Below are 23,343 nucleotides of genomic sequence, written 5' to 3'. Positions count from 1 at the left end.
CATCTTCAGCGGATACCATCAGGAAAGTTCAATCCCTCTTTGAATCACTTTCTCTGGCGCTTCAGGAGCGCTATACACGTACCTGATTCTAAAGAGCTCCGCTAGATCCCTGTTAAGGGCACCGACATCCTCCTTGGACAGCCTATCCATGTGGTACTTTCCTAGGGCGGAGGTGAGCATCTTGATCTCGTTCTCCACGCTCTTCAAGTAGTTCACCACGCCCTTGGTGCAGCCCTCTCCCCTTACTCCCCACCTCAGGGCTATCTTACCCAGTTCCCTCAGCAACGGATTCCTGAAGAGCTCCCTCCTAATGAAAGTGGGAGCGAGGGGTATGCTGCCCATGCAGGCGTATACCAAGGGCCTCCCGAACGCCACCGCGCTGGCTCCCAGTGCTAGGGATTTGACCACGTGGGAGCCGTCATACAACCTGCCCGATATTATGAGGCTGGTCCTTATCTCCCTATCTCTAGCCCTCGTGATGGCCCCTAGGCAGGCCACGGTGGGGAGGCCCAAGTCCCTCATGCCAGCAATGGGGCTCATCCCAGTTCCTCCCTCCTTACCATCTATCGTTATTGCGTCCACCCCCTCCCTGCTCGCTATCTCTATCACCCTATCCAAGTCCCTGTAAGGTCCCGTCTTCAGGAACACCTTCACGCGGGGGAAGTTGTTCTTGATTAGCCTGATCTGACTGGCCAGTATGTCCTCGGTAAATGTTCCAGGTGCTGAATGCCTCTCGTAGTAGTCCTTGACCACCTTCTCCGGGTCCTCCGGTATGTAGTAGTGATCCTTTATTCTCAGGGCCACCTCCCTGCTGACTAGCACCTCCCCGCCTAAGCCGGGCTTGGCGCCCTGTCCCGCCTTGATCTCGAAGGCTATCAACCCCTCCTCCACGTATCGATCGAAGTCCGGATCCGTGTAGACCTTCTCCCAGAGCTTCAGATTCTCATCCTCGACGCTCTGCTGTATGACGAGCCCCCCGTACCCGTCTTTCAGGTTCTCCAAGTAGGCCAAGGCCCTCTCCTTGAATGATGGCTGTTTGGTGAGCCTCTCATCGTATCCCCTGATGGCGGCTATGTTCTCCCCAAGCGAGTAGACGACGCCCATCTCGGCGCATCCCCTAGCTATCTTGGGACCTATCAGGTTGGCGATGTGCGTGCCCCCCATGGCCGCGCAGACGACGGGCATCCTCACCCTGAACCCGCCTACAGAGGTTTCTGAGCTCACATCTGTGTAGAGGGGCTCCCTGAGGAGCTCAATCCCCTTTTCAAGCCTCTCAGGCGTGAACTGGGGCGGAAGCAAGACTATGTCATCTAGAAGGAGGAACCTCCTCGGCCTCGTATAGACGTCAGCTCCGAAGACGTTGTAACCGAACTCGTCCTTGGGAGGATAGACAGCTTGCTCACCCAGCTTGGCCCTCCTAAATATCTCGTCTATCGGGTAGTCGGTCATGGCGAGTGCACCCCCGGTATCTTGGGAGCCGGTCTGGCGAGGTGCACGGACGGGAGATCGCAGATGTATTTCACCAATCTCTCCATTCCTATACCGAATCCCGCCGTCGGCTTTCCGTGATCGCGGAGGAACTGGAGGTACCAGCGATAGAGCTCGGGGTTCTCGTTGGTCTCCCTCATCCTGGCGAAGACTCTCGACACCTCGTACTCCCTCGCCGCGCCTGAGGAGAGCTCCCCGTGACCTTCTGGAGCGAGCAGGTCGAAGTCCATCAGTATGCCCGGTTTGTCAGGGTATTCACGGTCGTAGAAACCTCTCGCCCCCCTCGGATAGTCGTGGATGAAGAAGGGCTGGTCGTGTATCTTTGACAAGTACCACTCCCACTCCCAGGGAATCTCGGCCTTGAAACTAAGCCTATCCTGCGGTCTCTTGACGTCAAACCTGCTCTCCAGCTCTTTGAGGACCTTATCATCCTTAGCATGCTTCATCAGAAGCTCTACCGCTTCTCTATGGGTCATCCTCTTCAAGGGGAGCTTCACATCTGGTAGGCTCTCCCTCTCAGAGCCGAAGAACTCCCATATCTTTCGGAGGCGGTCCTCGTACCTCTTCATCTCATCGATAACGTGCTTGAGCAGCCTCTCTGCTATCTTCATCACTTGGAAGTGATCCGCATCCCTGACCTCCAAGTCTATCTGGACGAACTCCACGAGGTGGCGCCCGGTCTTGGCGGCATCTATCGGTTCATGCCTCAGGTTTGGGTAGAAGAAGTAAATCTTACCCTCCTCCATTGCCGCGGCCAGGAGCTGCTTATATAGGATACCGCTCCTCATTAACCTGTACTCCCTGCCGTAGTAGGGGATCCGGAACTCGAACGCGCCTCTCGTGCCGGGATCCGTTACTGGACCAACCATTATGGGATCGAACTCCACAAAGCCCTCTCCATCCAAGAAGTCCCTCACGGCCTTGGCTATGAGGTGCCTGAACCGGTAGACTTCCTGCATGACGGGATGGCTCACTATCCTGAATATGTCCTCAGCGAAAGCTTGGGGTTCGAGGGGCAGCTCGAGCTTCTGAGACGTGCTCATCCCGCCGTCATCCCGGCCGACAATAAAAAAATTACTATCAGTATGACTTTCACTAGTGAAATAATAGGTATAAAAGACTATAAACTCACAGTTATCAGGTATAATATCCAATTAAATACGATACAATGGGGTCGAACTGACTTTATAAAGGGAGCTTTCGATATACCGCTATACTAATATAGGTATAGGGCTATAGAGAGAAATCGGATGATGGGTAAAGTAATCTCGGTTAGGGAGGACACCTACAGGAGGCTCAAATCTCTCAAGGAGAGAATGAGGGCTAAAAGCCTAGGTGAGACCATAGACAGGCTTATAGACGAATATCTGAAGAGGAAGAGGGAAAGACTGAAGGATCTCGTCAGGAGCTCGAGACTGAGTGAAGAAGAGGCCGATAAAGTTGAGGAGATCGTCAAAGAGGTCGAGTCACGTGAGTGGTGGTAACGTCGTTTTGGACACATCCTTCCTGATCGAACTGCTGGACAGAGGCCGGGAAGAACTCGTTGATCTGATCGCTGAGTATGAGAGGATAATGATCCCTGGGTAGTGGCCTACGAATACCTCTTCGGCCACTATCTGGCTAGAGGATCTGATGCAGCAATGGGTAGGAAGGATCTACTTCACGAAATTGGGATGATCGTGGAACCAGACCAGGACATCCTGGTCAGGGCCTTAGAACTTGATACCAAGCTGAGGAGGAAGGGGAGACCGATACCCTTCAGCGACATATTGGTGGCCGCCACCGCGTCCGTTTCAGGATCGGATCTAGCCACCATGGATAGGAAGCACTTCAACGGACTCGGGATCAGGTTGATCCCCTGACGATCTCCTGAACTGTCTCGAGACCAAGCTTAAGGATGTTATCAGAGGCCTAGTTCTCTGAAGGGTCTCATGCCCCATGATTCAGGAGTCACCACGTAGATGGTCAGCAGCTGCAACAGGCTAGCTATCAATATAAGCAGGAAAGCCCTGACCCAACTTGTGTCGTACCAGTACTTAGCGACCAGCGTCCACACCAACAGGACTGAGGCTACTCCGAAGAGGGACGGTAGCGGCAGTGGATGAATCGTGACCACTCTCACGACGGTGAGGTAGGCGAGGCCAGACAGGAAGTTTCCCGTGACTACAAGGCCCATCAGGGAGAAGAAACCTTTCCTCTCTTCCATGACGAATATCTGAGCAACCCAGAAGTAGAAAGCTTGGGCGGCTATGGATAAGAGAGCGGCGAGGATAAAACCCAGCATCCCGGAGAAGGCTCCGCCTACGGCATGATGAACCATTCCCAGTCACCATGGTAGAGCCCATACCGCCCATTTAAGGTCAGAGGGCGCCCGCACGGCGTCTACCACTCACTCCAAGTAGGTGAACCCTCTCAGGAAAACTTTAGTAGTTTGACGAAAACACAAATACCTATGGGACATCTGGAGCAAATCGAGGAGATACTGAGGGAGGAAGGGATCAACTACAGAAGGGTGGAGCAGGCCATCATATCATCCTTCCGGGAGGGCGAGGTCTCCTACAACATCATCGTTCTGGCCGATGAGGACATGACTGTGATCGTGGGGAGGACCGATCCACCCCTCATCCCTACGGCCGAAATGGCCAAGGTGCTGCTGGAAGAGAATTTCAAGATGAACTTCGCTTCCTACCAGCTGAGCGAAGATAATGAGGTCATAGTAACGTCCTTCTTGAGAAGCGAGTGCATAGGGGTGTCCTTCAAGAGGAACTTCTACATAACGCTCACGTTCTTACGGAAACTGGGTGAGAACCTTGCTTCTTGACGAGATAGAGTCCATGCTCAGAGAAGCGGGCCTGACTCCCCTCAGGGAGGAGGGCATGCTCGTGCTCATGATAGGGGAGGAAGGGAAGGATGTGGTCATCTACATAGTTGCTGAGGAGGAAAGGGGCGTCGCTTACGTCCTGGCCACCGCTTACCCACCCCTGAAGGCGGAGGGAAGGGAGCTAGATCTCATGAGGACCTCTTGGGATCTCGTGGACAAGGGAATACCGTGCAAGGTCGCTGTGGACAGGGGCTCTGCGGTGGTGGAGATGGACCTAGACAGGTGCCACCTGAAGAAGGACTATCTCCTCGAGAGTATATACTACGTGGCGGAGAGCATGCTAACCCTCTTGGAAAGGATGACCCATGTTGGTGAAGGTTCGAGTGATACCAAGGGCTAAGAGGGAAGAGGTCACCCTCGAAGGCGACTTCCTAGTGGTTAAGGTCAGGGAGCCTCCCGAGAGGGGGAGGGCCAATAAAAAGGTAGTGGAGCTTCTGGCCAAGCATTTTGGCGTGCCCAAGTCGCACGTGGAGATAGTGAAGGGTCGCAGGTCTAGAGAGAAGCTGGTGAAGGTGGGCGAGTGAATGAATGCCCTCGTGGAAGCAGCCTTGGCGGGTTTAGCTCCTTCGCGTAAGAGGAAGTACAGGCTCGTTTTTACCTCCTTCTTGGAGATGGTACCATTAGAGGAAGCTAAACCGATTCATGTGAGGATATGGGCCTCTAAGAGGGAAGAAGAGGTGAGCAGACGCACCTTAAAGCAGCAGCTTTACATGCTCAGCAGGCTCTTCAAGGTGGCGGGGAGAAAGGACTTGAGCGAGGAGGCCAGGGCCCTCGCGAAGGAGATAAGGGTCCCCCCTCCCCTTCCTAAGGTCAATGAGGACCTTCTGAAGACTTACGAGGAAATAGACGGTATACTCTCGACGGCAAAACCCCTCCAGAGGGCGGCAATAATGATGCTCGCAGAGACTGGCATGAGAGTGGGCGAACTGGTCTCGTTAAGATGGGAGGATGTGGACCTAAACGGGAAGAGGGCTAGGGTGAGGGGGAAGGGAGGAAAGTTAAGATACGTCTACTTCACCGAGCGCACCGCTGAACTGCTGAGGGAGCTACCTAGGAATGGGAACGGAAAAATCTTCCCTGTGACGGACCGCACCATCAGGAGGTGGGTTTCCGAGCTGCTGAAGACCCATCCCCACGCTGTGAGGCACGCCTTCGCGGTCTGGTTCCTCTCCAAGGGAGGGAATCCCCGAGTATTACAGCGCATCTTGGGACACAGCAGCCTTCGAACCACCGAGATATATTTGGATCTGGCCCAGAGCCTCGTGGAGAGGGAGTACAGGAAGGTAGCTGGGAGGGGATGAGGATTCCCACGGTTTTTAAGGTCTACTCTCCAAACGGCGTATGAGTAAATCCCCTGTACTCGCTCTGATACTCGCGCTAGCTCTCCTATTACCAGTTCTACCGGTCCACGCCCAACCCATGGGCAAATACCGGTATTACGTAGACGTAAAGGGACCCGGAAACTACGAGCTAGCGGTGGATATAGTGAATCACGGTTTCCCGTCCAATGGGACCCTGAACCCCCTCTCCGTCGAGGTGATCGCCCCGGATGGATCTCCCTTACCCATATCGACGTCTTTCGAGAAGGAGACCGTGATAAAGTGGGAACTCGAGCACAAAAATGCTGCCTCCTTCATCGTGAACGATGAACTCTGTTTCTTTGCCACAGGACCAGATCCCTCCATCAAGGTTATGGTTGACAGGTCTGCCCTCGACGATGCGATGGGATTCGCTTTCTCGGCCAAGGGCAGGTTCAGAGTGGCGTTGAGGGATGCCTCCCTCATGAGGGTCGTCTCCGAGACTGAGGTTTCCTCAGATGGCTACACCGATGTATTCTTGGGGTATTCCCGCTCCTTACTGGAGAGAGATAGACCCTACGCCTTCTTCATATTGCCCGGCCCCGAGCTAGCTTGCATGTCAGATCTCAAGCTGGTATCGGGGAATCTCCTGATCAGGTGGAGAGCTGACTCTCCCGGGGAATACGTGATCACCTTAGACAAACCTCCGGCCAATTCCAAGAGGATAGAGATAACCTCAGCGAAGAGGGTAGAGCCCAAGAGGGTGGAAGCATTCGTAGTAGTGCCGTCCTTCCCGAGTAACTTAAGCGGAGTGGTCGATCTATCTGTGGAGGTGTCGGGCAACCTCTCACCCGTCACGAGGGTGCAGGCCAGGCTCGACTATGAGGGGCAGTATAACTGGACCGATGATAAGGGCGTGCTGATAGATTTCAAGCCCTCAGGCGGATCGTGGAGGGCCAAATGGGACACTCTAACCACTTGGGACGGGAGACACGTGATGGTGATAAGGGCATATGACTCCAACGGCGGGTACGCGGAGTTCAGGAAGCTCATCTGGGTCGAGAACATCAGGAACGGGACTAGACTCTTCCCTGATAGGAACGCATTCTCATTCATCGTTCTAGGAGATAACAGACCGTCCGGAGGTGCGAAACAGCCGGAGGTTTACAGGCAACTGTTAGAGTACATTATCGAGGAGAACGCGGATTTTTACGCTAACGTGGGCGATATAGTCTACAGCGGAGAGCTCAGGGAGTATGAGGACTTCGTGAGGATCACCAGCGCGATAAGGATGCCCCTCTTCATAGCTGAGGGCAACCACGAGAACCAGATCGGGAAGATCGCTCAGAGGAACTTCATGTCATTCTTCGGCAAGCTCTTCTACTCCTTCGATTACGGGAACTCCCACTTCGTCTTCCTGAACGCCAATGTGCCCGGCTTCAGGTACTCGATGAGTGACGAGCAGATAGAGTGGTTCGCGAAGGACTTAGATGCTACGGAGGCGGAGCACGTCTTCATCTTCATACACCAACCCATCTATCCCTATGCCCACGGGATCGAGGACAAGTCAGTTCTCGAGAGGCTCAGAGCAGTGTTGAGACTCCATAAAGACAAGATAGATGCCATATTCCAGGGCCACGAGCACATGTACTACAGCGGTGAGAATGAGAGCATCAAGACCTTCATCTTGGGAGGTGGGGGCGCCGAGCTGGATAACCAGTATCCCAAGGAATACCTCTTCTTCCACTATATGGTGGTGAGAGTGAACGGAGGCGATGTGAGCTACCAGCTGGTCAAGCCTCCTGTGCTGGAGGTCAACGATCTACCCGATGTGGTAGATACGCCCTCGCTCGAGGTGAGGGGTAGGGCCCAGCCCTTCGCCTTGGTAAAGGTTAATGGCCAAGAGGTCAGGCCATCGAACATCGGGACCTTCTCTTCAACAATCAGCCTTACTCCAGGGGAGAACGATGTCATAGTGGAGGCCCTGTACAACAGCACGAGGTTGGAGAGGAGGTTCAAGGTGACCTATCTCCCTCACGCCCAGATTCTACTTCCGGATGAACTGGAGGGGAACACAGGGGTATCGATACGAGTGACATGCCGTGGAGGGCCTGCTACCGGTCTTTTAGTCTTCAACGGGACCGTATATGAGCTTGAGAATGGCGAGACTAGACTGAAGGTTCCTGATATCGGTGAAGAGATTCAGGTCAAGGTAGCCGCCTACGCCGAGGGCTGCTTCCCGTCAGAGACGTACACTTCCGTTAGACCGAAGCCTCCATTCATATTAATCGGTGGCGTGGTGGCACTAGCGATTCTAATCGCGGCTATCCTCCTATACAGGAGGAGGTTTTCAGCGCGACGATGAACTTGGATACCGATCTCCCCTCACTTTTTGGTACCTTTAGATATCATCCCATAAGCACGATTAGCTGTGGTTATCCAGAAGGTCTTTGGCGTATAACGGCGAGCTATTATAAATGGAACCCTAGAAGGAGGTTGATGATGAAGAGAGCGATCATACTACTTCTGCTGTCGATGCTCTGTCTGTATATCCTCTCTACCTCCGCTTCCGGGTTCGAGGCCCCGATCTATGGGGGAGGGACCTTCAAGCTCTCCGATTACAGGGGAAAGATCGTCGTTCTCATATTCAGTCAGCCCACCTGCTCTCACTGCAAGAAGTTCATACCCTTGCTTGCCGATGCTTGGAGGACCGACCCCGAACTCTCCAGTGGTCGTTACGTCGCGGCCGTCGCCATGTATTCACCCTCTAATCCTCAGGCTGTACTGCCAGCCTTCAGGAGCTATAATCCTCCGTCCAGTTGGATCCTCCTGAAGGTCTCGTGGTCCCATTTCCTCTACTTCGGCATCCAGTACACAGCCACGGTGGTGATAATAGACCCATCTGGCAACCTATTCGCCAAGATAGAACCTGAAGACGTCCCTTATATCCCTGATATGGTCTCATTCACCGTTGAGAAGGTCAAGGAGGCCTATCACCGACCGGTAGATCTAGAGGTGGACATCCCGGGCAGGGTGGGAGTGGGAGAGCCCCTGGTAGTTAGCGGGACCGCCTTCGGAGTGAACGGCGTCAGGATAGTCTTGGTTTCTCCTGATGGGGTTGAGGAGGAATACTCAGCCACGGTCTCGTCAGGACACTTCCAGATATCCCTTACCCTTGCGGAGCTTGGGGAGTGGATCGTGAGGGTGATCGCTGGCTCCGCCGTCGAGGAGCGCAAGGTCAGAGCCGAGGTGTCATCTAGTGTACATTTCAGAGTCCTCTACGGAGAGCATGACCGTGAGGCAGCCTCGATTCTAGGTATGGAGACTATGAGATCCGGGGATGAACTGCCAGACGGCGACCTCATAATCCTCGGCGGCCCCAAGGCCAATGAGCTAACGGCTCAACTCAATGAGGAACTGGGAATAGTGGTGGACATCAGCGGGTCGAGAGGGATCATCAAGGCGAGAGACCGCGTGTGGAGGTTTCAAGTGGAGTACGGCCGCTCAGACTACGCCCTGATCGCATCCCTTGAGAGATATGGGAGGAGGATAGTGCTGGGAGAGGGCCTCACTAGGTTCGGAACCCGGGCGGCGGCGATCAAGATAGCAGATGGAGAAATCGACGGAGTCATCATAGTTAGGTGGGTGGACGATAACGGGAACGGAGAAGTGGATCCGGAGGAGGTCGAGGTCATCTTCAGGGGATCATGGCCTTGACACGTACCTGTTGCCCTTCAAGTAGAACCTAAAGGGTAGGTCCGCGTGCCTGCCAGCGTAGTCCACCCCCACCCTCTTCGTGGCCACTATCTCCCGCTCGTCTACCCACCTGTACTCCTCGAAGTAGAGAGGTCCGTCCCCGACGCTCAGGCCGTTCATATTTAGGGTAATACCCAGTGCCTTGGTGAGCTTCCCAGGGCCAGAACACAAGTTCCTCACATCATCAGTTCCCCTGTTCCCCTTCATGAGATCCACGCCCTCCACGGGCTCCAACGCCCTTATGAGGACGGCTGTGGGCTCTTCGGGTGGCGCAGTTGTTACATTCAACATAGCGTAGCCGTGAACTGGGTAGATGTAGAACAGGCCGCATCCCTCGTATAGAGGCCGCATCCTAGGCGTCCTCTTTCCACCGAAACCGTGAGAGGCCCTGTCGTTTCTCCCCAGATAGGCCTCGGTCTCCACCACAACTCCAGATATCCTGTCCCCATCAAGTTCCCTGACGAGCAGCTTTCCCAAAAGATCCTTGGCCACGATCACGGGATCCCGGCAGAAGAAACTCGTCTTGAGGCGCAAGGTTCAACCCCTACTTACGAGGTAGCTGAGATTCAGCGTATAAGTTAGTACCATATCTCCCACAGTAGGCAGGGATACATTGGGCCTGTAGACCTTCACCGTCTTCCCCCTATATCTGTCACTGCCAACCGTAATGAGGAAACGCTCTATCATCTTAGGTAGGACATCCCTCCAGAGATAGGCCTTGTCGATCCCTAGGACATGGGAGATCTCACTCAATGTCAGGCCTTCCTTGGACTCCCTCTGTAGGAGGGACTTAACCAGCTTTCTCCTGTCGAAGATCTTAGACCTCAGACCCAGCAGCTCTGAGAGCAGTATCACGACCTTCTTCTCATCTAGTCCATAGAGCCTATCTATCGCCTCCTTGGCTGTGAGGGCATTCAGAACTTTTATCTCCACAGGAGAAAGCTGATCCACGTAAAAGAGGTCTCTCTTGCTCAGGGGTGGAGCAATGCCCATCACAGCGAGGGCTTTGAGGGCCCTTACCATCTCCGGCAGGTGATCTAACTGGCTCAGAAAGTGAAGGGCCTTCACGAAGGATTCATATCTCCTCTCCAGTTCCAGCCCCTCTGAGATCGCTGAAAATGCTGCAGCCAGTTCTATACCTGAGATCGCAGGATCTGACCACACACGAGGGTTGAGGTAGAATATCCCAGCAACTATCAGATCCTCCCTTAAACACATTAAGGGGTTCCTGTAGAGGTATAGAGCGAGAGCCGCTAGTTTCGAGGCCGTGAGCAGGGTCTCCCTATCCCCCTCCCATTTAATCTTGACGGATTTTCCGAGAGTACCGATCTTCACTTCTCCATTATTCAGAAACTTCAGATTAATGATCCAACCATTTATTGGTTCAGAGCTGAGGGTAACGCCCAAGCCGAAGCTGAATGCGGTCTCCTCATTTTGATCTTTGGTCAACACATTCCAATTCTCACCTAGCCTCTCCGCCAATATCGAGGAGACCGGCTTCAATGGCTCAGCCTCATTGTCGGAGAATTCCCTTACTATGTACGCCGAGATGTAAAATGCATCATCAATCTCTTCCCTATTCCCCCTATGGGTCATCCTAAAATGGAAGCAGCCCTCACCTCCATAAACATTGTGCTCCGACATTTTTTTCAATTATAACCGAAAGAAGAGAAAACCGATAGATAAGAAAATATGTGAAGGAGAAGTTACTTTACAGGGGGATTGGGCGGAGCTATTGGCCCGATCATCATATTCACCAACCTCCTTCCTTCTTTACTACCTACGTAGACCAAGCCTATATGGCCTGTATCTGCTCATTTTATTTAGTAGACTGATGAGAACACTCATTACTGGTATAATAAGTGATATCACAACAGATCTCATTTGAAGAAAAACTTTATTAGCTCTAACGACACTAATTGGTGTGCAACAGGAAGGACTTGAAAAAAATGAGGATCTGACTAAACTTTTCAAAGAGGAGGTTAAGAAGATCCAAAAAGAACTGAAAGCTAATCCTGTAAGGAGGATCCCGAAGAGGGTTATGCTAGCAGATGTTAAGATAGAGAAGAACCTTAGGAGCGGTGTTAAAGAGGAGGGCGGCGATCTTCTCATAAGCAGAGACCTTTCGCCTGACAAGGTAGAAGCAGTAATCAAGAGAGAAGCATTCATTCTTTTTTTACCCCCATCGGGTTTCCCCCATATCTACGACTTGGCGTGGGCATACTCTAACGCCGACCCATCTTGGTGGTTAGAGTGCACTCAGAAGGTAGAACTGCCCACGGCCCCTCCCTACTACGCACCCAAAATATTCCAAGTCTACAGTCTTAGGGAGAGGATTAGTATCATTAAAAGCGTCACGAAAGCAATAAACTTGATTTACTCCAAGAAGGGTGAAAAGTTCGGGCTGGACGATTACTTACTTCTCCTGTTGATAAGCAGGAGTTATCCATCCCTAAGATTATCAAAAAGAGAGCTTCAGGTCCTAAAATCCTTAATCCATGTGACTAAGACCCAAGACGCTAAGTTGGAAAATTTGGCTAAGTATACGGGCCTCTCGCTCGCCTCCATCTCTAGAGCTTTAAGAGACCTCATCAGTAAGGGGATAATACACGGTCCCTATGCTGTCTCCCCGCTTAAGATGGGGCTATTGACGTACATAATGGAGCTCGAAGATCCTCTCCCTGAAGAGGTAAGTTTCCTGAAAACTTTCCCATTTACATATAATGTCTATGTGTCTGAGGGGAATACATACTATGTTCTCTTCCTGGTACCTCTCAAGTATGAGAGGGCCTTTGTCAAATTATCCGGGAGTGGTCTCCGTATAGGGAAACTAACTCTCTTCTCGTTTGATCTCCATTCTTTAGATGAGATCCGGCCTGAGGAGGTACTGGGGCTCATGGTCGATGGTTACTCTGGGTCACCAGATACCCCTCCCACATGGAGAGAGGTCTATAGAGGGAAAAAACCCCCAATAAAATTGGATAAGAGGGATGTCTTAGCGCTCAGTGTGATCAACAGTAAGGGCAAGGCCTCTAGGTCCTACCTAAGGGGGATCGGCGTACCTAATGCAGCGGAGAGGTTCGCTAAATACAGGAGAAACGGGCTCGTCGTTAAAGGATACTTTCCAACAGGAGTAGGTCTCGGGGAGGCCCTTCTGGCGAGATTCGATGCCCCATATAAGGACTTCCTGAGGATAGGCGAGGCCCTTTCCAAGATATCATCGCCTATCATGTTTTACACAGAGGGTCCCCTCGCGGGAGTAACCAGCGTCATCTTGGTCAATGAAAGGATTCTGGGGACGCTCATCAAATCCCTGAGAGCCCTCTTCAGCGATCAGCTGGTAAAAGTCGAGCATCTGCTGGTTGCGGGCCCATCCAACTGGCGGATACCAGTTGATCTTTGGAACGAGGAGGAGCAGACTTTCGAGATGGATGTAAACTCACTGTTCGAAGCCTTCTCCAGTAGACTGGAGGATGAAGTTAAGGAGCAGCTCCTGGGGTGATCATGGGCAGTATCTCCCTCAGCTCTGCCAACAATGAATGAACATCCTCCTCCTTGATTCTAGCCATAGTGGCGACTCTCAATATCTTCCCCTTCAGGGGACCCTGACCTCCCGCTACCATTATACCCCTCTCCGCAAGCTTTTCCCTAACTACCTCAGGCTCGGGGACCCTGAAGGAGGTCACAGTGTCTGATAGCTTGCCTAATTCGCCGGGATTAGCGAAAAGCTCAACTCTAAGATCCTCCAATCCCTCCCTAAGTAACTTAGCCATCCTCCGGTGCCTGAGGAATCTAGCCTCAAGTCCCTCCGAGTGTATCTCTCGAATCGCGGCCCTGAGAGCCGAGAAGAGTGGGAGCGCCGGGGTAAAGGGTGTCTGCTTGAGGTTACCCATAATCAAGCTTCTGTACCTCTTCAGGTCGAGGTAATAGGGGGCTTCCCCATAGCCGTCCCACTCCCGTATCATCACGGGAGCCAAGCCAGGTGGGGCACCTATGCACTTCTGGACTCCTCCTATTAGGGCCTTAGCTTCCCATTTATCTCCCCTCACCTCAATACCACCTATAGAGCTCACAACGTCCACCACAAGATCTACTTCTCTATCTGACGCTAGATCCGCTATTAGGTCCATGTCATGCTCGACACCCGTTGATGTCTCATTGTGGACGACCACGAGGAGGTCGGCACCGTTTAAAGAGGCTTCCAACTTCTCCTGAGGTGGGGTCCCGCCCCACTCCGACAGGACCCTCCTGACCTCCTTGGCGTAAAGCGACGCTATCTCGGCTAGCCTCTCTCCGAACTTACCGTCGACTACGGCGACCACTTCCTTACCTCTCGCGAACCCCGCCAGTGCCGATTCGAGACCAGCTGTGGAGGATCCGCTTATGACAACGACATCCCCATCAGCACCGAAGAGGGGCTTCATCCCCTCAATGATCTCACCGTACATCCTCGAGAACCCCTCTCCCCTGTGGTAGGGCATCGGCTCACTGAGTGCTTTCATAACCTCGGGACTCGGATTTACTGGTCCAGGAATGAAGCTAATCGTGGAACCACTTGCCAAGGATCCCAAGCACCTCCCTAACGATCCTCCTGTCCGATTCCCTCGTGTTCCCGCCTATATGAGGCGTGAGGACGACGTTGTCCAGATGGCTTAATCTATCATAGGCATCCTCTCCGAAGGGTGGCTCCTTAGGGAACACATCGAGGGCCGCTCCAGCAAGCTTACCACTCTCCAGGGAGTCAATAAGGGCTTCCAGATCGACGAGCTCCCCCCTACCAACGTTGACCAAGTAGGCCCCCTCCTTCATGAGAGAGAGCTCCCTCCTCCCTATCATTCCCTTGGTCTCCTCCGTCAGGGGTGAGGCGAGGACTACTATATCACTCTCTTTGAGCAGATCGTCCAAGGGCTTCCCCCCGTCCTTGTACTTGTCGTAAAAGCTTACCTCCATCCCCACGGCCCTGAGCAGGCTGGCTATCTCTGATCCGACTACACCCATGGAAATTATGCCGACCTTCTTGCCGGAGATCTCGAATCCCTTAAGCCTCCTTTTGGCCCACTCTCCCTCTCGCATTCTCCTATCTCCCAGACTGATGCCCCTGGCCAGATCGAGAATGAGGCCCAAAGTGAGCTCAGCCACAGCCCTAGCCCTCACAGGAGCTCTTTCTACTATTATGGCTCTCCTCTTGGCCTCTGACACATCTATATGATCCAGACCATGGGTCGCGGTGATCACGAGCTTGAGGCGGCTCGCCTTCTCAAACTCCTCGGATCCTAGGCTCCTACTAGTCCTTACCACGATGATCGTGGCCTCATCCAGCCTGTTCCAGTCTCTAGTAACTTCTCCTAGGTTCTCTAGCTTGTTATCTAGCTCCTTAGGGAGGTTATCAGCTAATAGGAAGAGTTCCTCCCTATCTGGACTCATTGAGAAGTATTGCCCTGGAGCAACGTGGGTGACGCCCTTCAGCCCCGTGGCCACGTCGCTCATTACGACCAATCTATCTTTGAGTGTTCTAGTGACCCTCATCGCTGCTGTCAGGGAAGAACCGAAGTCGTCGTGCGGGTTCAGCAGATCTCTCAAGTACCCGGCCCTGAATACCGGTTCAGATGCTGCGAGAAAGTCAGGTTCAGTCAGTATGGATGCTGTGGGCGCCAGCCCCCATCCTAGGGAGGCCAATACACCCTTCTCTCTCACCTTGGGGAGCCAGCTCAGTTTCTCACGCGGAATCGCTAGCTCGTAGAACTCTTCCTCCCTTACACCCGACAGGATCTTGGCTAATCTATCCACGCAGGGCTTCCAAAAGTAGGAGCAGTCACTTAACTCTCCAAAGGACACCACCTCGGAGGTGCGAAAGGCTGACACCTCCAAGGAAGGCCCCATCTAACCTAAGGGCGATGAGACCTCCCATGAGATCACCTCTGCATGTGCACCCCCGCCACTATTTAAAGGTAATCCGCAAGTCCCCTTGGATGCCGTCCCATCACCGTCCCGCGCGCATCCCTAATCTATCCCCCCCTCATCGATGAGGGGGGTGAGATCGTGCGGAGAAAGCTCATCCTGATCTTAGCCAGTATCTCGCTAATAGCTCTGCTGACTCTCCCCGTGTATGCCCAAGCGGGTAAAGAGGAACTAGCTAGGAAATTGATACGGTCGTACGAGAACGTCAAGTCCTTTCTCCAGAGCATAATGGGTAACCTAAACGATGAGGCAGCCAGCAAGGTTGAAGATGCCTTAGCTAGGGCCGATCCCCTGATCGAGGAAGCTAATGCACTTCTCTCCTCCGGAGATTACGGATCTGCGGTTGAAAAGGCTAGAGAGGCCCTTTCAGTGATAAGAGATGTGCTGAGGGATATCAAGGATGTCAGTGTGATAAGGGAGGGAGGAAGGCTCAGGATGACCATTGGGAGACTGAGCAGGGCAGTAGCTAGGGTTGAGAGAGTAATACAAGCCTTGGAGAACAGGGGAGTGAACACCACGAACTTCACTTCCCAATTGGAAGAGGTCAAGTCGCTCTTGGAAGATGCCAAATCGCTCCTCAAGTCAGGAGACTTAGAGGGGGCCCGTGAGAAAATAGAAGAAGCAGTCAACGATCTGAGATCTCTCTACAGCGATGTGAGGGAGGCTGCTAAAGAGCATCTCAACTTAACCAAGGAGAGGGCCCTCAACAGGGTAAAGAGAATCGAGAGGGCCTCCGAGAGATGCATCGTCAGGCTTGATCTGATCCACAAGAAGCTGTTGAGGGATAACAAGACGGAAGACGCTGAGAAAGTACTGAAACTGAAGAATAGCATCGAAAGAGCCCTGCTTTCTCTGAAGAGGCACATCGAGAATGGCCAGAGGTTCTTAGCGCTGGAAGACGTCAGGCAGCTTTTCAGGTACCTCAGGGTCTGCCGCAGGCTAGGCACCTGACCACATAATTTTTTCCCTTCCCCCGGAGGGACATCCCGATGAGGCGGGGTCTCCCATCATCACTACTTGCAACAGTATTGACAGTAACGCTGATCACAGCCGTGGGAGGCCCGACGAACGCGGTAATAGAGGTATACCCGGATGGGTGGTGTACTGTCAGCATCAGAGCGCCTGTTCAGGATCCTATAGTCGAGATCCCGCTTTTGGGGCAGCCTACCCTCTTATCTGTCGTGGACGAGGAGGACCTCCCCCTCAACTACACGCTGGACGGCGGCAAGATCATAGTGGATGCCGAGGTGGCCGACGAGGTCAATGTGACCTACGAGACCCAGAGCCTGACCTATAAGAGGGGACTAGTCTGGAGCCTGAACGTATCCGCCACATCGTACTCGCTCATATCAGTCAGATTAGTGGGAGATCCCGATGTAGTAGGACTCTCCAAGACCCCCGTTTCCATACGGGAGGGGCCCTCCTACTTGGAACTGACGCTGGAACCTCCTTTCACCCTAGATTACGTTTATACGACCCCTCCTAGGGAGGATAAGGGGAGGAATGACCTCCCTTATTACCTATTGGCCCTATTGCCGGCTCTAGCTGTAGTCCTTGTTCTCTTGAACAGCAGGTCCCGTGGTAAGAAGTTCGAGCTGGATTCAACGGATATGATGATCCTTAATTCGCTTGCTGAGGGTGAGAAGAGCCTCTCCACCATAAGGAAGGAGCTATCCCTCCCCAAGACCACTGCTTGGAGGAGGATGAGGCGATTGGAGGGCAAAGGGCTCGTAGAGGTGGAGCGAACTAAGTCTGGAAGCCTGGTACGCCTGTCCAAGCTGGGTAGGGATGTACTCAAGGACAGGGGGAGCGGCCGTTAGGGAAAGGAGATATTAAATCGGGGGACCACTCTCATGGTGAAGTTCATTTCAAAGATCAGGAGGGAACTCCTCATAGTCCTGCTCAGCTCCTTCCTAGCTGGGATGACGATCTCTCTCTACCAGCCGATATGGCCTTTCTTAGTGGAGGAGGCCGGTGTCGACGCCGCTACTTACGGGATCATAGCCTCCGGTGCCAACCTCATGGAGTTCGTCTTCAGGTGGGCCTTCGCCGCCTTCGCCTCGCCCTCACTAACCTTCCTCATCGGCTCTCTGGGCATATCCATCTCCTCGGGTCTACTGCTGGCGGACGTATCACCTGCCGTGATCTTCGGTTCTCTAGCCCTAGCAAGGATGGGTAGGGCGCTACACATAATGGGGAGGAATCAGGTCACCAGCCTACTATTCAAGGAGAAGGTCGGGACCGCCTTCAGCTCAGTGAGGGTCTCGTGGCAGATAGGAGCCATCCTCGGACCAGCTGCAGGCGCGCTCTTGGTAGCGATGGCTACTAGGGACTCGGTCCTCGCGCTGGGCCTGTTCTTGGGGCTGATCTCTACTGCGCTGATCTCTCCTATGATAAGGGAGTTCGGGGTCAAGGGAAAGGGGAAGATCTCCTTCTGGAAGGGATCCCTCACTCCTGAAATCAAGGGGATAGTGGCCCTCACCATAGTCAACAACTTCGCGAGGAACTCCTTTCTGCCATTCCATCTGGTCATGGCCCCTGTAATTTTCGGAGCTGGCGTGGAGCACGTGGCCATGGCTGCGGTCATCGAGACCCTGACATCAACCTTGGCCGGAATACCTGTGGGATGGCTCTCGGACAGGGTGAAGGACAAGAGATCGGTCCTCGCCCTCTCAGAGCTCTTCATGGTCTCTGGGATAGCGGTCTACATCGTGCCGAACGCGGGCATACCTGGCTTCCTCATCTCAGCCTTCCTTCTGGGGTTGGGTATGTCGAGCTACGCCCCCATAGCCACTGCCACGGTGTCTGAGATGGCCCCTGAAAATCCGCAGGACGCAGTGGCATTCCTCTCAACGGCAATATCTTTCTCTAGGCTGCCTGCACCACTATTGACTGGTGCGCTCATAGCGGCGTTCAGTTACTCTGCAGCCTTTGGATTCTCGGCAGCCTGTCTAGCTTTCGTGGGCATATACATGGCTATTTCATCGATCCAATCTATGAGGATGACCTGAACCCAATTTAAGACCACTCACGAGATTCACAAAAAGTTGAAAAAACGGTCGGTATGTGACTGTAAAAACACGGTGATCTGGAAAAATTCGAGGGGAGGTCAGCTGACGCCGAATTCTAGCAGCTCTCCTAAGCCCACCACCGGTTCCCTGATTCCAACCTCCCTGAGGACAGCCCATAAGGTCGCGGAGTTACTGGATATCACGGGCTTGCCTAGGTCCACCTCTAGGGCCTCTAGAACCTCAAACGTCCTGAAGTTGGTGCAGCTTATGAAGAGGCCGTCGGCGTCGTGGTGGAAGGCTGCCTTCCCCAACCTGTAGGCGACCTCAGGCGCCTGTCTCCCTATCTCTATGTTGTCCTCTATGCCCAGACCTATCATGGAGACGACCTTGAACCCGTTGCCCTCTAGGAACTCCTCTTCCTCCTTGTTCACCTCATCTATGTAGGGAGTGGCCACGGCCACGCTCTTCACATCCAGATGGCGGAGGGCTTCCAGCACCGCTGTGGCTGTAGCAACGGCCTTGACCCCGGTCATCCTCTCTATCTTATCCGCTATCCTCTCGTCATAGCCTACTCCACCGACCAAGCTCCCAGTAGTGCATCCGTATGCTATGACGTCAACGCTAGCATCGGCTAGCATGTCAGCGGCTAGCTCCACATACTCCTCCATCTTCTTGAGCTCCTCGACATTAACTTTCCTGAGCCTGACCCTGGCTACGTGAAGTGAGACTCCCTCGGGGAGTACACTCCTGAACTCCTCCTCCATGGTCGTGTTGGAGGAGGGCACTATGAGACCGACCCGGGCCCTCCAACCGTACATCCTCACAACCCCAGATAAGCTCTCTTCACGTCTTCGTCCCTTAATAACTCCTCACCAGTTCCGGATTTAACTATTCTCCCGGTTTCTAGGACGTACGCCTTGTCGGAGAGCTTCAGTGCCTGATAGACGTTCTGCTCGACCAGCAGGATGGTGTATCCCTCTTCCCTGAGTTTCCTAACGAGGTTAAGGATCATTATGACGAGCTTGGGCGCCAGGCCGAGCGAGGGCTCGTCTAACATCAGGATCTCTGGCCTGAGTATCAGTCCCCTGGCTATGGCGAGCATCTGCTGCTCCCCACCGCTGAGCGTGCCAGCCAGCTGGTTCCTCCTCTCCCTGAGGATGGGGAACAGATTGAACACCTCCTCCAGCGTGTCCTGAAACTTCTCCCTAGCCCTCTTAGTGTAGGCAGCTGCTCTCAGGTTCTCCATAACTGTGAGCCTCGGGAAGAGCTGTCTGCCCTCTGGGACGTGGGCTATCCCCAACTCCACCCTCCTATGAGGTTCTTCCTTAGTGATATCTCGGTCCTTGAAGGTTATAGTCCCGGACTTGGGAATTAGGAGTCCAGATATGGTCTTCATAATGGTGGTCTTCCCGGCCCCGTTTGCGCCGACTATGGAGGTTATGGTTCCTCTGTCCACTTGAAAGGAGACGCCCCACAATGCTTGGGCGTCGCCGTAAAACACATCCACATCCCTGACGTCCAGGAGACTCATAGTTCCTCCCTCCCCAAGTATGCCTCTATCACCCTTGGATCGCTAGCTATCTCCTGCGGCGTCCCCTCCGCTATCTTCACTCCGTAGTCCATCACGATTATCCTCTCCGAGATGTTCATAACGGCCCTCATCACATGCTCCACCATCAGGATCGTCACCCCTGACTCGTTTATCTCCCTGAGCAGCTTCAGCAGTTCATCCACCTCCGAGGGATTGAGCCCAGCCACGACCTCATCCAGCAGGAGAAGTTTTGGTTCGGTCGCTAACGCTCTAGAAAGCTCGAGCCTCTTCTTCTCAGGCAGGTTCAGGGAACCGGCCCTCATGTTCCTCTTCTCGTAGAGGCCAGTGAGCTTCAGCACCTCCTCTGCACGCTTTCTTGCCTCATTCACTTCCGGGTGCCTCAGCAGGGCGCCGATCGCAACATTGTCGAGAACTGTGAGGTTTGACAGGGGCTTCACTATCTGGAAGGTGCGGCCCACTCCCAGCTTGGTTATCTCGTAGGGCCTTCGCCCCGTGATGTCCCTACCATTGAAGAATATCTTGCCCTTGTCGGGCCTGTAGTAACCGGAGATCAGGTTAAATAGGGTCGTCTTTCCCGCACCGTTGGGTCCGATGAGCCCCACTCTCTCCCCCTCATCCATTGAGAAGGAGACGTCATTGACCGCTATCAGCCCGCCGAACCTCTTCACCACTCCCTTGACTTCCAGCAGGCTCATTCCTTTCTCACCTCACCAGTCTCCCTTCCCTTCCTCAGGTAGCCCCTCTTCTCGAGCCAGCCCATGATGCCCTCCGGCGCGAGTAACGATATGGCTAACAGGATCACGCCCAGCACGAAGACGTGGAGCCCGTAGAACCTCGGGAACCTAGACACTATGTAGACCCTCACGTACTCGCTTATGGGGACGAACACGAAGGAGCCGACTATGGGACCGATGAAAGAGTATATGCCTCCCAATATGCCGGCTATGGTTATGTAGACGGAGACGGATATCAGGTCGAAGACTGCGAATGGGTCGACGAACCTGAACCTGACCGTGTATATCCCCCCTCCTATGCCAGTGAAGAGGGCGCTGAAGAACATGGCCACCATCTTGTACTTGAACGGGTTGATCCCTAGGCTCATGGCCGCGTCCTCGTCCTCTCTTATAGCCTGCAGGTAGTAGCCTATCCTGCTATTCACCAACGGATACAAGACTAGGAGCTCGAGCCCCAGCAGACCTAGGGCCAGGTATATGTAGACGTAGGAGCCTGCGTACTGCAGATAGTACAGCTTCTGCTCTTCTGGAACTATGGGAGACTGCAGGCCAGCTGATCCCCCAACATAGTCCCAAGAAATGAAGATGAGCTTGAATATCTCGCCCACAGCTATCGTAGCTAGAGCGAACCAATGGCTCCTCAGCCTGAAGAGCGGAACGCCCAGAGCTAGGCCTACTAGGGCTGCCACCAGTCCTCCAACGAATATGCCCACCCAAGGCGTCACCCCGTAGTAGAGCATGAGGATCATGGTCGTGTAAGCGCCGACGCCGAAGAACACCGCGTGCCCGAAGCTGAGCTGTCCGGTGTATCCCTCGAGCAGGTTCCAAGCCATCGCCATTATAGAGAACATGAGGCAGAGGAGCATGGCGTTGGCTGCGAAGGGAAGGTCCAGCTTCCAGAAGATCAGGGGAGCCACCAGCATTACAGCAGCCACGACCGCGAAATACTGGCCGTTTCTACCGCTTAGCCCCTCCTTCATGAATTGTAACATGCTCCATCACCTCTGTTCTGTCCCGAAGAGCCCGGTAGGCTTCACCAGAATTATGGCGATGAAGAGGAGGAACGCAACGACATCCTTCAGCGATGGGGAGATGAAGAGAGCGCTAACAGACTCGGTGACTCCAATTATGATCCCACTTATGTAAGCGCCGAAGACGCTCCCGAATCCGCCGAACACCACCACTATAAATGCTATGAGCGCGTAGAATCCACCCATCTCAGGGTGTATCGGGAGGAACGTGGCGACCAAGGTGCCACCAACGGCAGAGATCCCTACCCCGATGCCGAATGCTATCCAGTACATCTTCCTCACATTTATACCCATAAGATAGGCGGCCATCCTGTTCTGGGAAACCGCCCTCAAGGCGACTCCCGTATATGTGGTCTTCAGAAAAACGTAAAAGGCCACGGCCACTCCCAAGGACACGGAGAAGGCTATTAGCCTGGGGAGCTGGAGGCTTACCGTCCCGAACCTGTATATCACGTCCGCGTAGGGGACGTAGATCCTCTTTGTGTAGGGACCGAAGGCGGCCTCAGCGCCGTACCTGATCATCAAGAGCACAGCGAACGTGGCGGTGATCTGGCTAACCATGGGAGCGTCTAGGACCCTCTCTATCACCACCCTCTGGGTGAGCACCCCCAGCGCGAAGGTCGCTAGGAAAGAGAGGGGAACGCTCAGTAACGGATCCACCCCAGCTAGGGTGAAGGCCCAGTACGTCACGAAGGCCCCTATCATCATGTAGTCTCCCTGAGCGAAGTTTATCACGTCCATTATGCCCCAGATAAGCGCAAGACCCATTCCAACAAGGGAGTAGACGCTCCCTATTAGGATACCGCTGACTACCGCATTGGCAACGTAATCCAGACCTATCAAAGCCGACCCTCCGCAAAAATAGGGATGGGGAAGTTCAGCCCCTCTCGCTCCACTTGGGCATGGGGAACACGGGTTCAGCAGTCGCGAACTCCTCAGGGAAGACGGTATGGTACTTCCCGTCCTCCATCATCTGGACGACTATTCCCTGACCGAGAGTGTTCTGACCAGTCGAGTCGAACTTCACTCCCTTCCAAGGCATAATCAACTTGTCTCCGGGGATGTTCAGACTCGCTAGTGCGTCCCTTATCGCCTTCCTGAACTCCTCCAAGTTGGCAGGGCTGGCCTTCTTACCGGCCTCCTCCAGAGCGTAGTAGAGCACCCAGGCGCCGGTGTAGTCCCTGGCGGAGTTACCGTTGAGGTCCACTCCGTACTTCGCCTTGTACCTACCGTTCACCTCCTTCAGCTTAGGTATCTTCTGGCCGAGGTCCCAGTTGAAGACTTCCCTGCTGAAGATGTAGAACCCGTCCTTGCCCACCTGCTTGACGTAGCTCGGGTTTATGAAGCCAGCGTCCTGAGCCAGTATGGCCTTCGGGTTGAAGTCCCTCTGCTTGGCGGTCTGGACGAAGAGTATGGCGTCCTGCACGTAGCTGGCTACCAGCACTAAATCGGGATTGGCTGCTTTCAGCGTGTCTATCTCGCTGTCCATGGAGGTTATCGTAGCCGCGTGGTAGCTCACTACTTTCACTATCTGGTATCCGGCCTCGGGGAAGTACTTCTGCCAAGCCTTGGCGGTGGCGGTTCCCCACTCGGTGTCCTCGTGTATTATCGCTATCCTCTTTATCTGGTTACCG

The 23,343-nt window shown here is 53.8% G+C and carries 25 protein-coding genes; 12 read left to right on the top strand and 13 right to left on the bottom strand.

The features are described 5' to 3' along the window. Positions 1-18: 18 nt before the first annotated feature. Together QI197_05510 and QI197_05505 are read right to left on the bottom strand one after the other, a co-directional pair. Positions 19-1,449, bottom strand: a complete 1,431-nt coding sequence (locus tag QI197_05510; protein MDK2372817.1) for a glutamate synthase-related protein — start codon at positions 1,447-1,449, stop codon at positions 19-21. Beyond that, positions 1,446-2,531, bottom strand: coding sequence for an asparagine synthetase A (locus QI197_05505; protein MDK2372816.1), 1,086 nt, complete (start codon positions 2,529-2,531; stop codon positions 1,446-1,448). The genes QI197_05510 and QI197_05505 overlap by 4 nt, the downstream gene beginning before the upstream one ends. A gap of 210 nt (positions 2,532-2,741) precedes the next feature. Here QI197_05505 and QI197_05500 point away from each other — a divergent pair, with 210 nt between their 5' ends. Together QI197_05500 and QI197_05495 are read left to right on the top strand one after the other, a co-directional pair. Continuing rightward, positions 2,742-2,972 (top strand): antitoxin VapB family protein, encoded by a 231-nt coding sequence (locus QI197_05500; protein MDK2372815.1) that lies wholly within the window; start codon positions 2,742-2,744, stop codon positions 2,970-2,972. Between the two features lie 102 nt (positions 2,973-3,074). Then, positions 3,075-3,350 carry a hypothetical protein gene (locus QI197_05495; protein ID MDK2372814.1) on the top strand — a complete coding sequence of 92 codons (276 nt, stop codon included), beginning with the start codon at positions 3,075-3,077 and terminating at the stop codon, positions 3,348-3,350. A gap of 41 nt (positions 3,351-3,391) precedes the next feature. Here QI197_05495 and QI197_05490 read toward each other — a convergent pair whose 3' ends face one another. Continuing rightward, complete coding sequence (locus QI197_05490; protein ID MDK2372813.1) at positions 3,392-3,808, bottom strand: hypothetical protein; 417 nt, start codon at positions 3,806-3,808, stop codon at positions 3,392-3,394. Between the two features lie 132 nt (positions 3,809-3,940). Between QI197_05490 and QI197_05485 the strand changes: the two genes are divergently transcribed. From QI197_05485 to QI197_05460, 6 genes are all read left to right on the top strand, one after another. Further along, a complete protein-coding gene (locus tag QI197_05485; GenBank protein MDK2372812.1) occupies positions 3,941-4,309 on the top strand; it encodes a hypothetical protein in 369 nt (122 codons plus the stop codon). Beyond that, positions 4,299-4,709 carry a hypothetical protein gene (locus QI197_05480; GenBank protein ID MDK2372811.1) on the top strand — a complete coding sequence of 137 codons (411 nt, stop codon included), beginning with the start codon at positions 4,299-4,301 and terminating at the stop codon, positions 4,707-4,709. The genes QI197_05485 and QI197_05480 overlap by 11 nt, the downstream gene beginning before the upstream one ends. Further along, positions 4,675-4,893, top strand: a complete 219-nt coding sequence (locus QI197_05475; protein MDK2372810.1) for a DUF167 domain-containing protein — start codon at positions 4,675-4,677, stop codon at positions 4,891-4,893. The genes QI197_05480 and QI197_05475 overlap by 35 nt, the downstream gene beginning before the upstream one ends. Then, entirely contained in the window at positions 4,894-5,670 is a 777-nt protein-coding gene (locus tag QI197_05470; GenBank protein MDK2372809.1) for a tyrosine-type recombinase/integrase, read from the top strand. Positions 5,671-5,710: 40 nt separating this feature from the next. After that, a complete protein-coding gene (locus QI197_05465) occupies positions 5,711-8,032 on the top strand; it encodes a metallophosphoesterase (GenBank protein MDK2372808.1) in 2,322 nt (773 codons plus the stop codon). A 137-nt stretch (positions 8,033-8,169) separates the two neighbouring features. Continuing rightward, on the top strand, positions 8,170-9,384 hold the full coding sequence (locus QI197_05460) for a redoxin domain-containing protein (GenBank protein MDK2372807.1): 1,215 nt from the start codon (positions 8,170-8,172) through the stop codon (positions 9,382-9,384). Here the strand turns inward: QI197_05460 and QI197_05455 are convergent. Both QI197_05455 and QI197_05450 read right to left on the bottom strand, forming a co-directional pair. Then, complete coding sequence (locus tag QI197_05455) at positions 9,373-9,957, bottom strand: DNA-3-methyladenine glycosylase (GenBank protein MDK2372806.1); 585 nt, start codon at positions 9,955-9,957, stop codon at positions 9,373-9,375. The genes QI197_05460 and QI197_05455 overlap by 12 nt on opposite strands. A 3-nt stretch (positions 9,958-9,960) precedes the next feature. After that, entirely contained in the window at positions 9,961-11,019 is a 1,059-nt protein-coding gene (locus QI197_05450) for a hypothetical protein (protein ID MDK2372805.1), read from the bottom strand. A 445-nt stretch (positions 11,020-11,464) separates the two neighbouring features. Here QI197_05450 and QI197_05445 point away from each other — a divergent pair, with 445 nt between their 5' ends. Then, positions 11,465-12,925: a hypothetical protein gene (locus QI197_05445; protein ID MDK2372804.1), complete on the top strand. Its 1,461-nt coding sequence runs from the start codon at positions 11,465-11,467 to the stop codon at positions 12,923-12,925. Here the strand turns inward: QI197_05445 and QI197_05440 are convergent. Together QI197_05440 and QI197_05435 are read right to left on the bottom strand one after the other, a co-directional pair. Continuing rightward, entirely contained in the window at positions 12,903-13,925 is a 1,023-nt protein-coding gene (locus QI197_05440; GenBank protein MDK2372803.1) for an aminotransferase class V-fold PLP-dependent enzyme, read from the bottom strand. The genes QI197_05445 and QI197_05440 overlap by 23 nt on opposite strands. Before the next feature lie 37 nt (positions 13,926-13,962). Beyond that, the gene (locus QI197_05435) at positions 13,963-15,258 is read right to left on the bottom strand and encodes an NAD(P)-dependent oxidoreductase (protein MDK2372802.1); all 1,296 of its coding nucleotides are present in this window, start codon (positions 15,256-15,258) and stop codon (positions 13,963-13,965) included. A 204-nt stretch (positions 15,259-15,462) separates the two neighbouring features. Here QI197_05435 and QI197_05430 point away from each other — a divergent pair, with 204 nt between their 5' ends. Genes QI197_05430 through QI197_05420 form a run of 3 tightly spaced genes read left to right on the top strand, consistent with a single transcriptional unit; the run spans position 15,463 to position 18,392 of the window. Beyond that, positions 15,463-16,332 (top strand): hypothetical protein, encoded by an 870-nt coding sequence (locus tag QI197_05430; protein ID MDK2372801.1) that lies wholly within the window; start codon positions 15,463-15,465, stop codon positions 16,330-16,332. A 38-nt stretch (positions 16,333-16,370) separates the two neighbouring features. Beyond that, positions 16,371-17,201 (top strand): winged helix-turn-helix transcriptional regulator, encoded by an 831-nt coding sequence (locus tag QI197_05425; protein ID MDK2372800.1) that lies wholly within the window; start codon positions 16,371-16,373, stop codon positions 17,199-17,201. 33 nt (positions 17,202-17,234) lie between these two features. Continuing rightward, positions 17,235-18,392 (top strand): MFS transporter, encoded by a 1,158-nt coding sequence (locus QI197_05420; GenBank protein MDK2372799.1) that lies wholly within the window; start codon positions 17,235-17,237, stop codon positions 18,390-18,392. 98 nt (positions 18,393-18,490) lie between these two features. Here the strand turns inward: QI197_05420 and QI197_05415 are convergent, their stop codons facing one another. From QI197_05415 to QI197_05390, 6 genes are all read right to left on the bottom strand, one after another. Then, positions 18,491-19,210, bottom strand: a complete 720-nt coding sequence (locus QI197_05415) for an aspartate/glutamate racemase family protein (GenBank protein MDK2372798.1) — start codon at positions 19,208-19,210, stop codon at positions 18,491-18,493. Between the two features lie 2 nt (positions 19,211-19,212). After that, complete coding sequence (locus tag QI197_05410) at positions 19,213-19,923, bottom strand: ABC transporter ATP-binding protein (GenBank protein ID MDK2372797.1); 711 nt, start codon at positions 19,921-19,923, stop codon at positions 19,213-19,215. Next, positions 19,920-20,639, bottom strand: a complete 720-nt coding sequence (locus QI197_05405) for an ABC transporter ATP-binding protein (protein MDK2372796.1) — start codon at positions 20,637-20,639, stop codon at positions 19,920-19,922. The genes QI197_05410 and QI197_05405 overlap by 4 nt, the downstream gene beginning before the upstream one ends. Further along, complete coding sequence (locus tag QI197_05400; protein ID MDK2372795.1) at positions 20,636-21,670, bottom strand: branched-chain amino acid ABC transporter permease; 1,035 nt, start codon at positions 21,668-21,670, stop codon at positions 20,636-20,638. The genes QI197_05405 and QI197_05400 overlap by 4 nt, the downstream gene beginning before the upstream one ends. A gap of 6 nt (positions 21,671-21,676) precedes the next feature. Further along, on the bottom strand, positions 21,677-22,552 hold the full coding sequence (locus QI197_05395) for a branched-chain amino acid ABC transporter permease (protein MDK2372794.1): 876 nt from the start codon (positions 22,550-22,552) through the stop codon (positions 21,677-21,679). 34 nt (positions 22,553-22,586) lie between these two features. After that, a partial coding sequence (locus tag QI197_05390; protein ID MDK2372793.1) for an ABC transporter substrate-binding protein occupies positions 22,587-23,343 on the bottom strand: 757 nt, incomplete at its 5' end.

The sequence above is a fragment of the Thermoproteota archaeon genome, assembly GCA_030130125.1.
Taxonomy (GTDB): domain Archaea; phylum Korarchaeota; class Korarchaeia; order Korarchaeales; family Korarchaeaceae; genus Korarchaeum.
The sequence above is the reverse complement of the archived record's forward strand: the minus strand, read 5'-3'. Positions and strand labels throughout refer to the sequence as shown.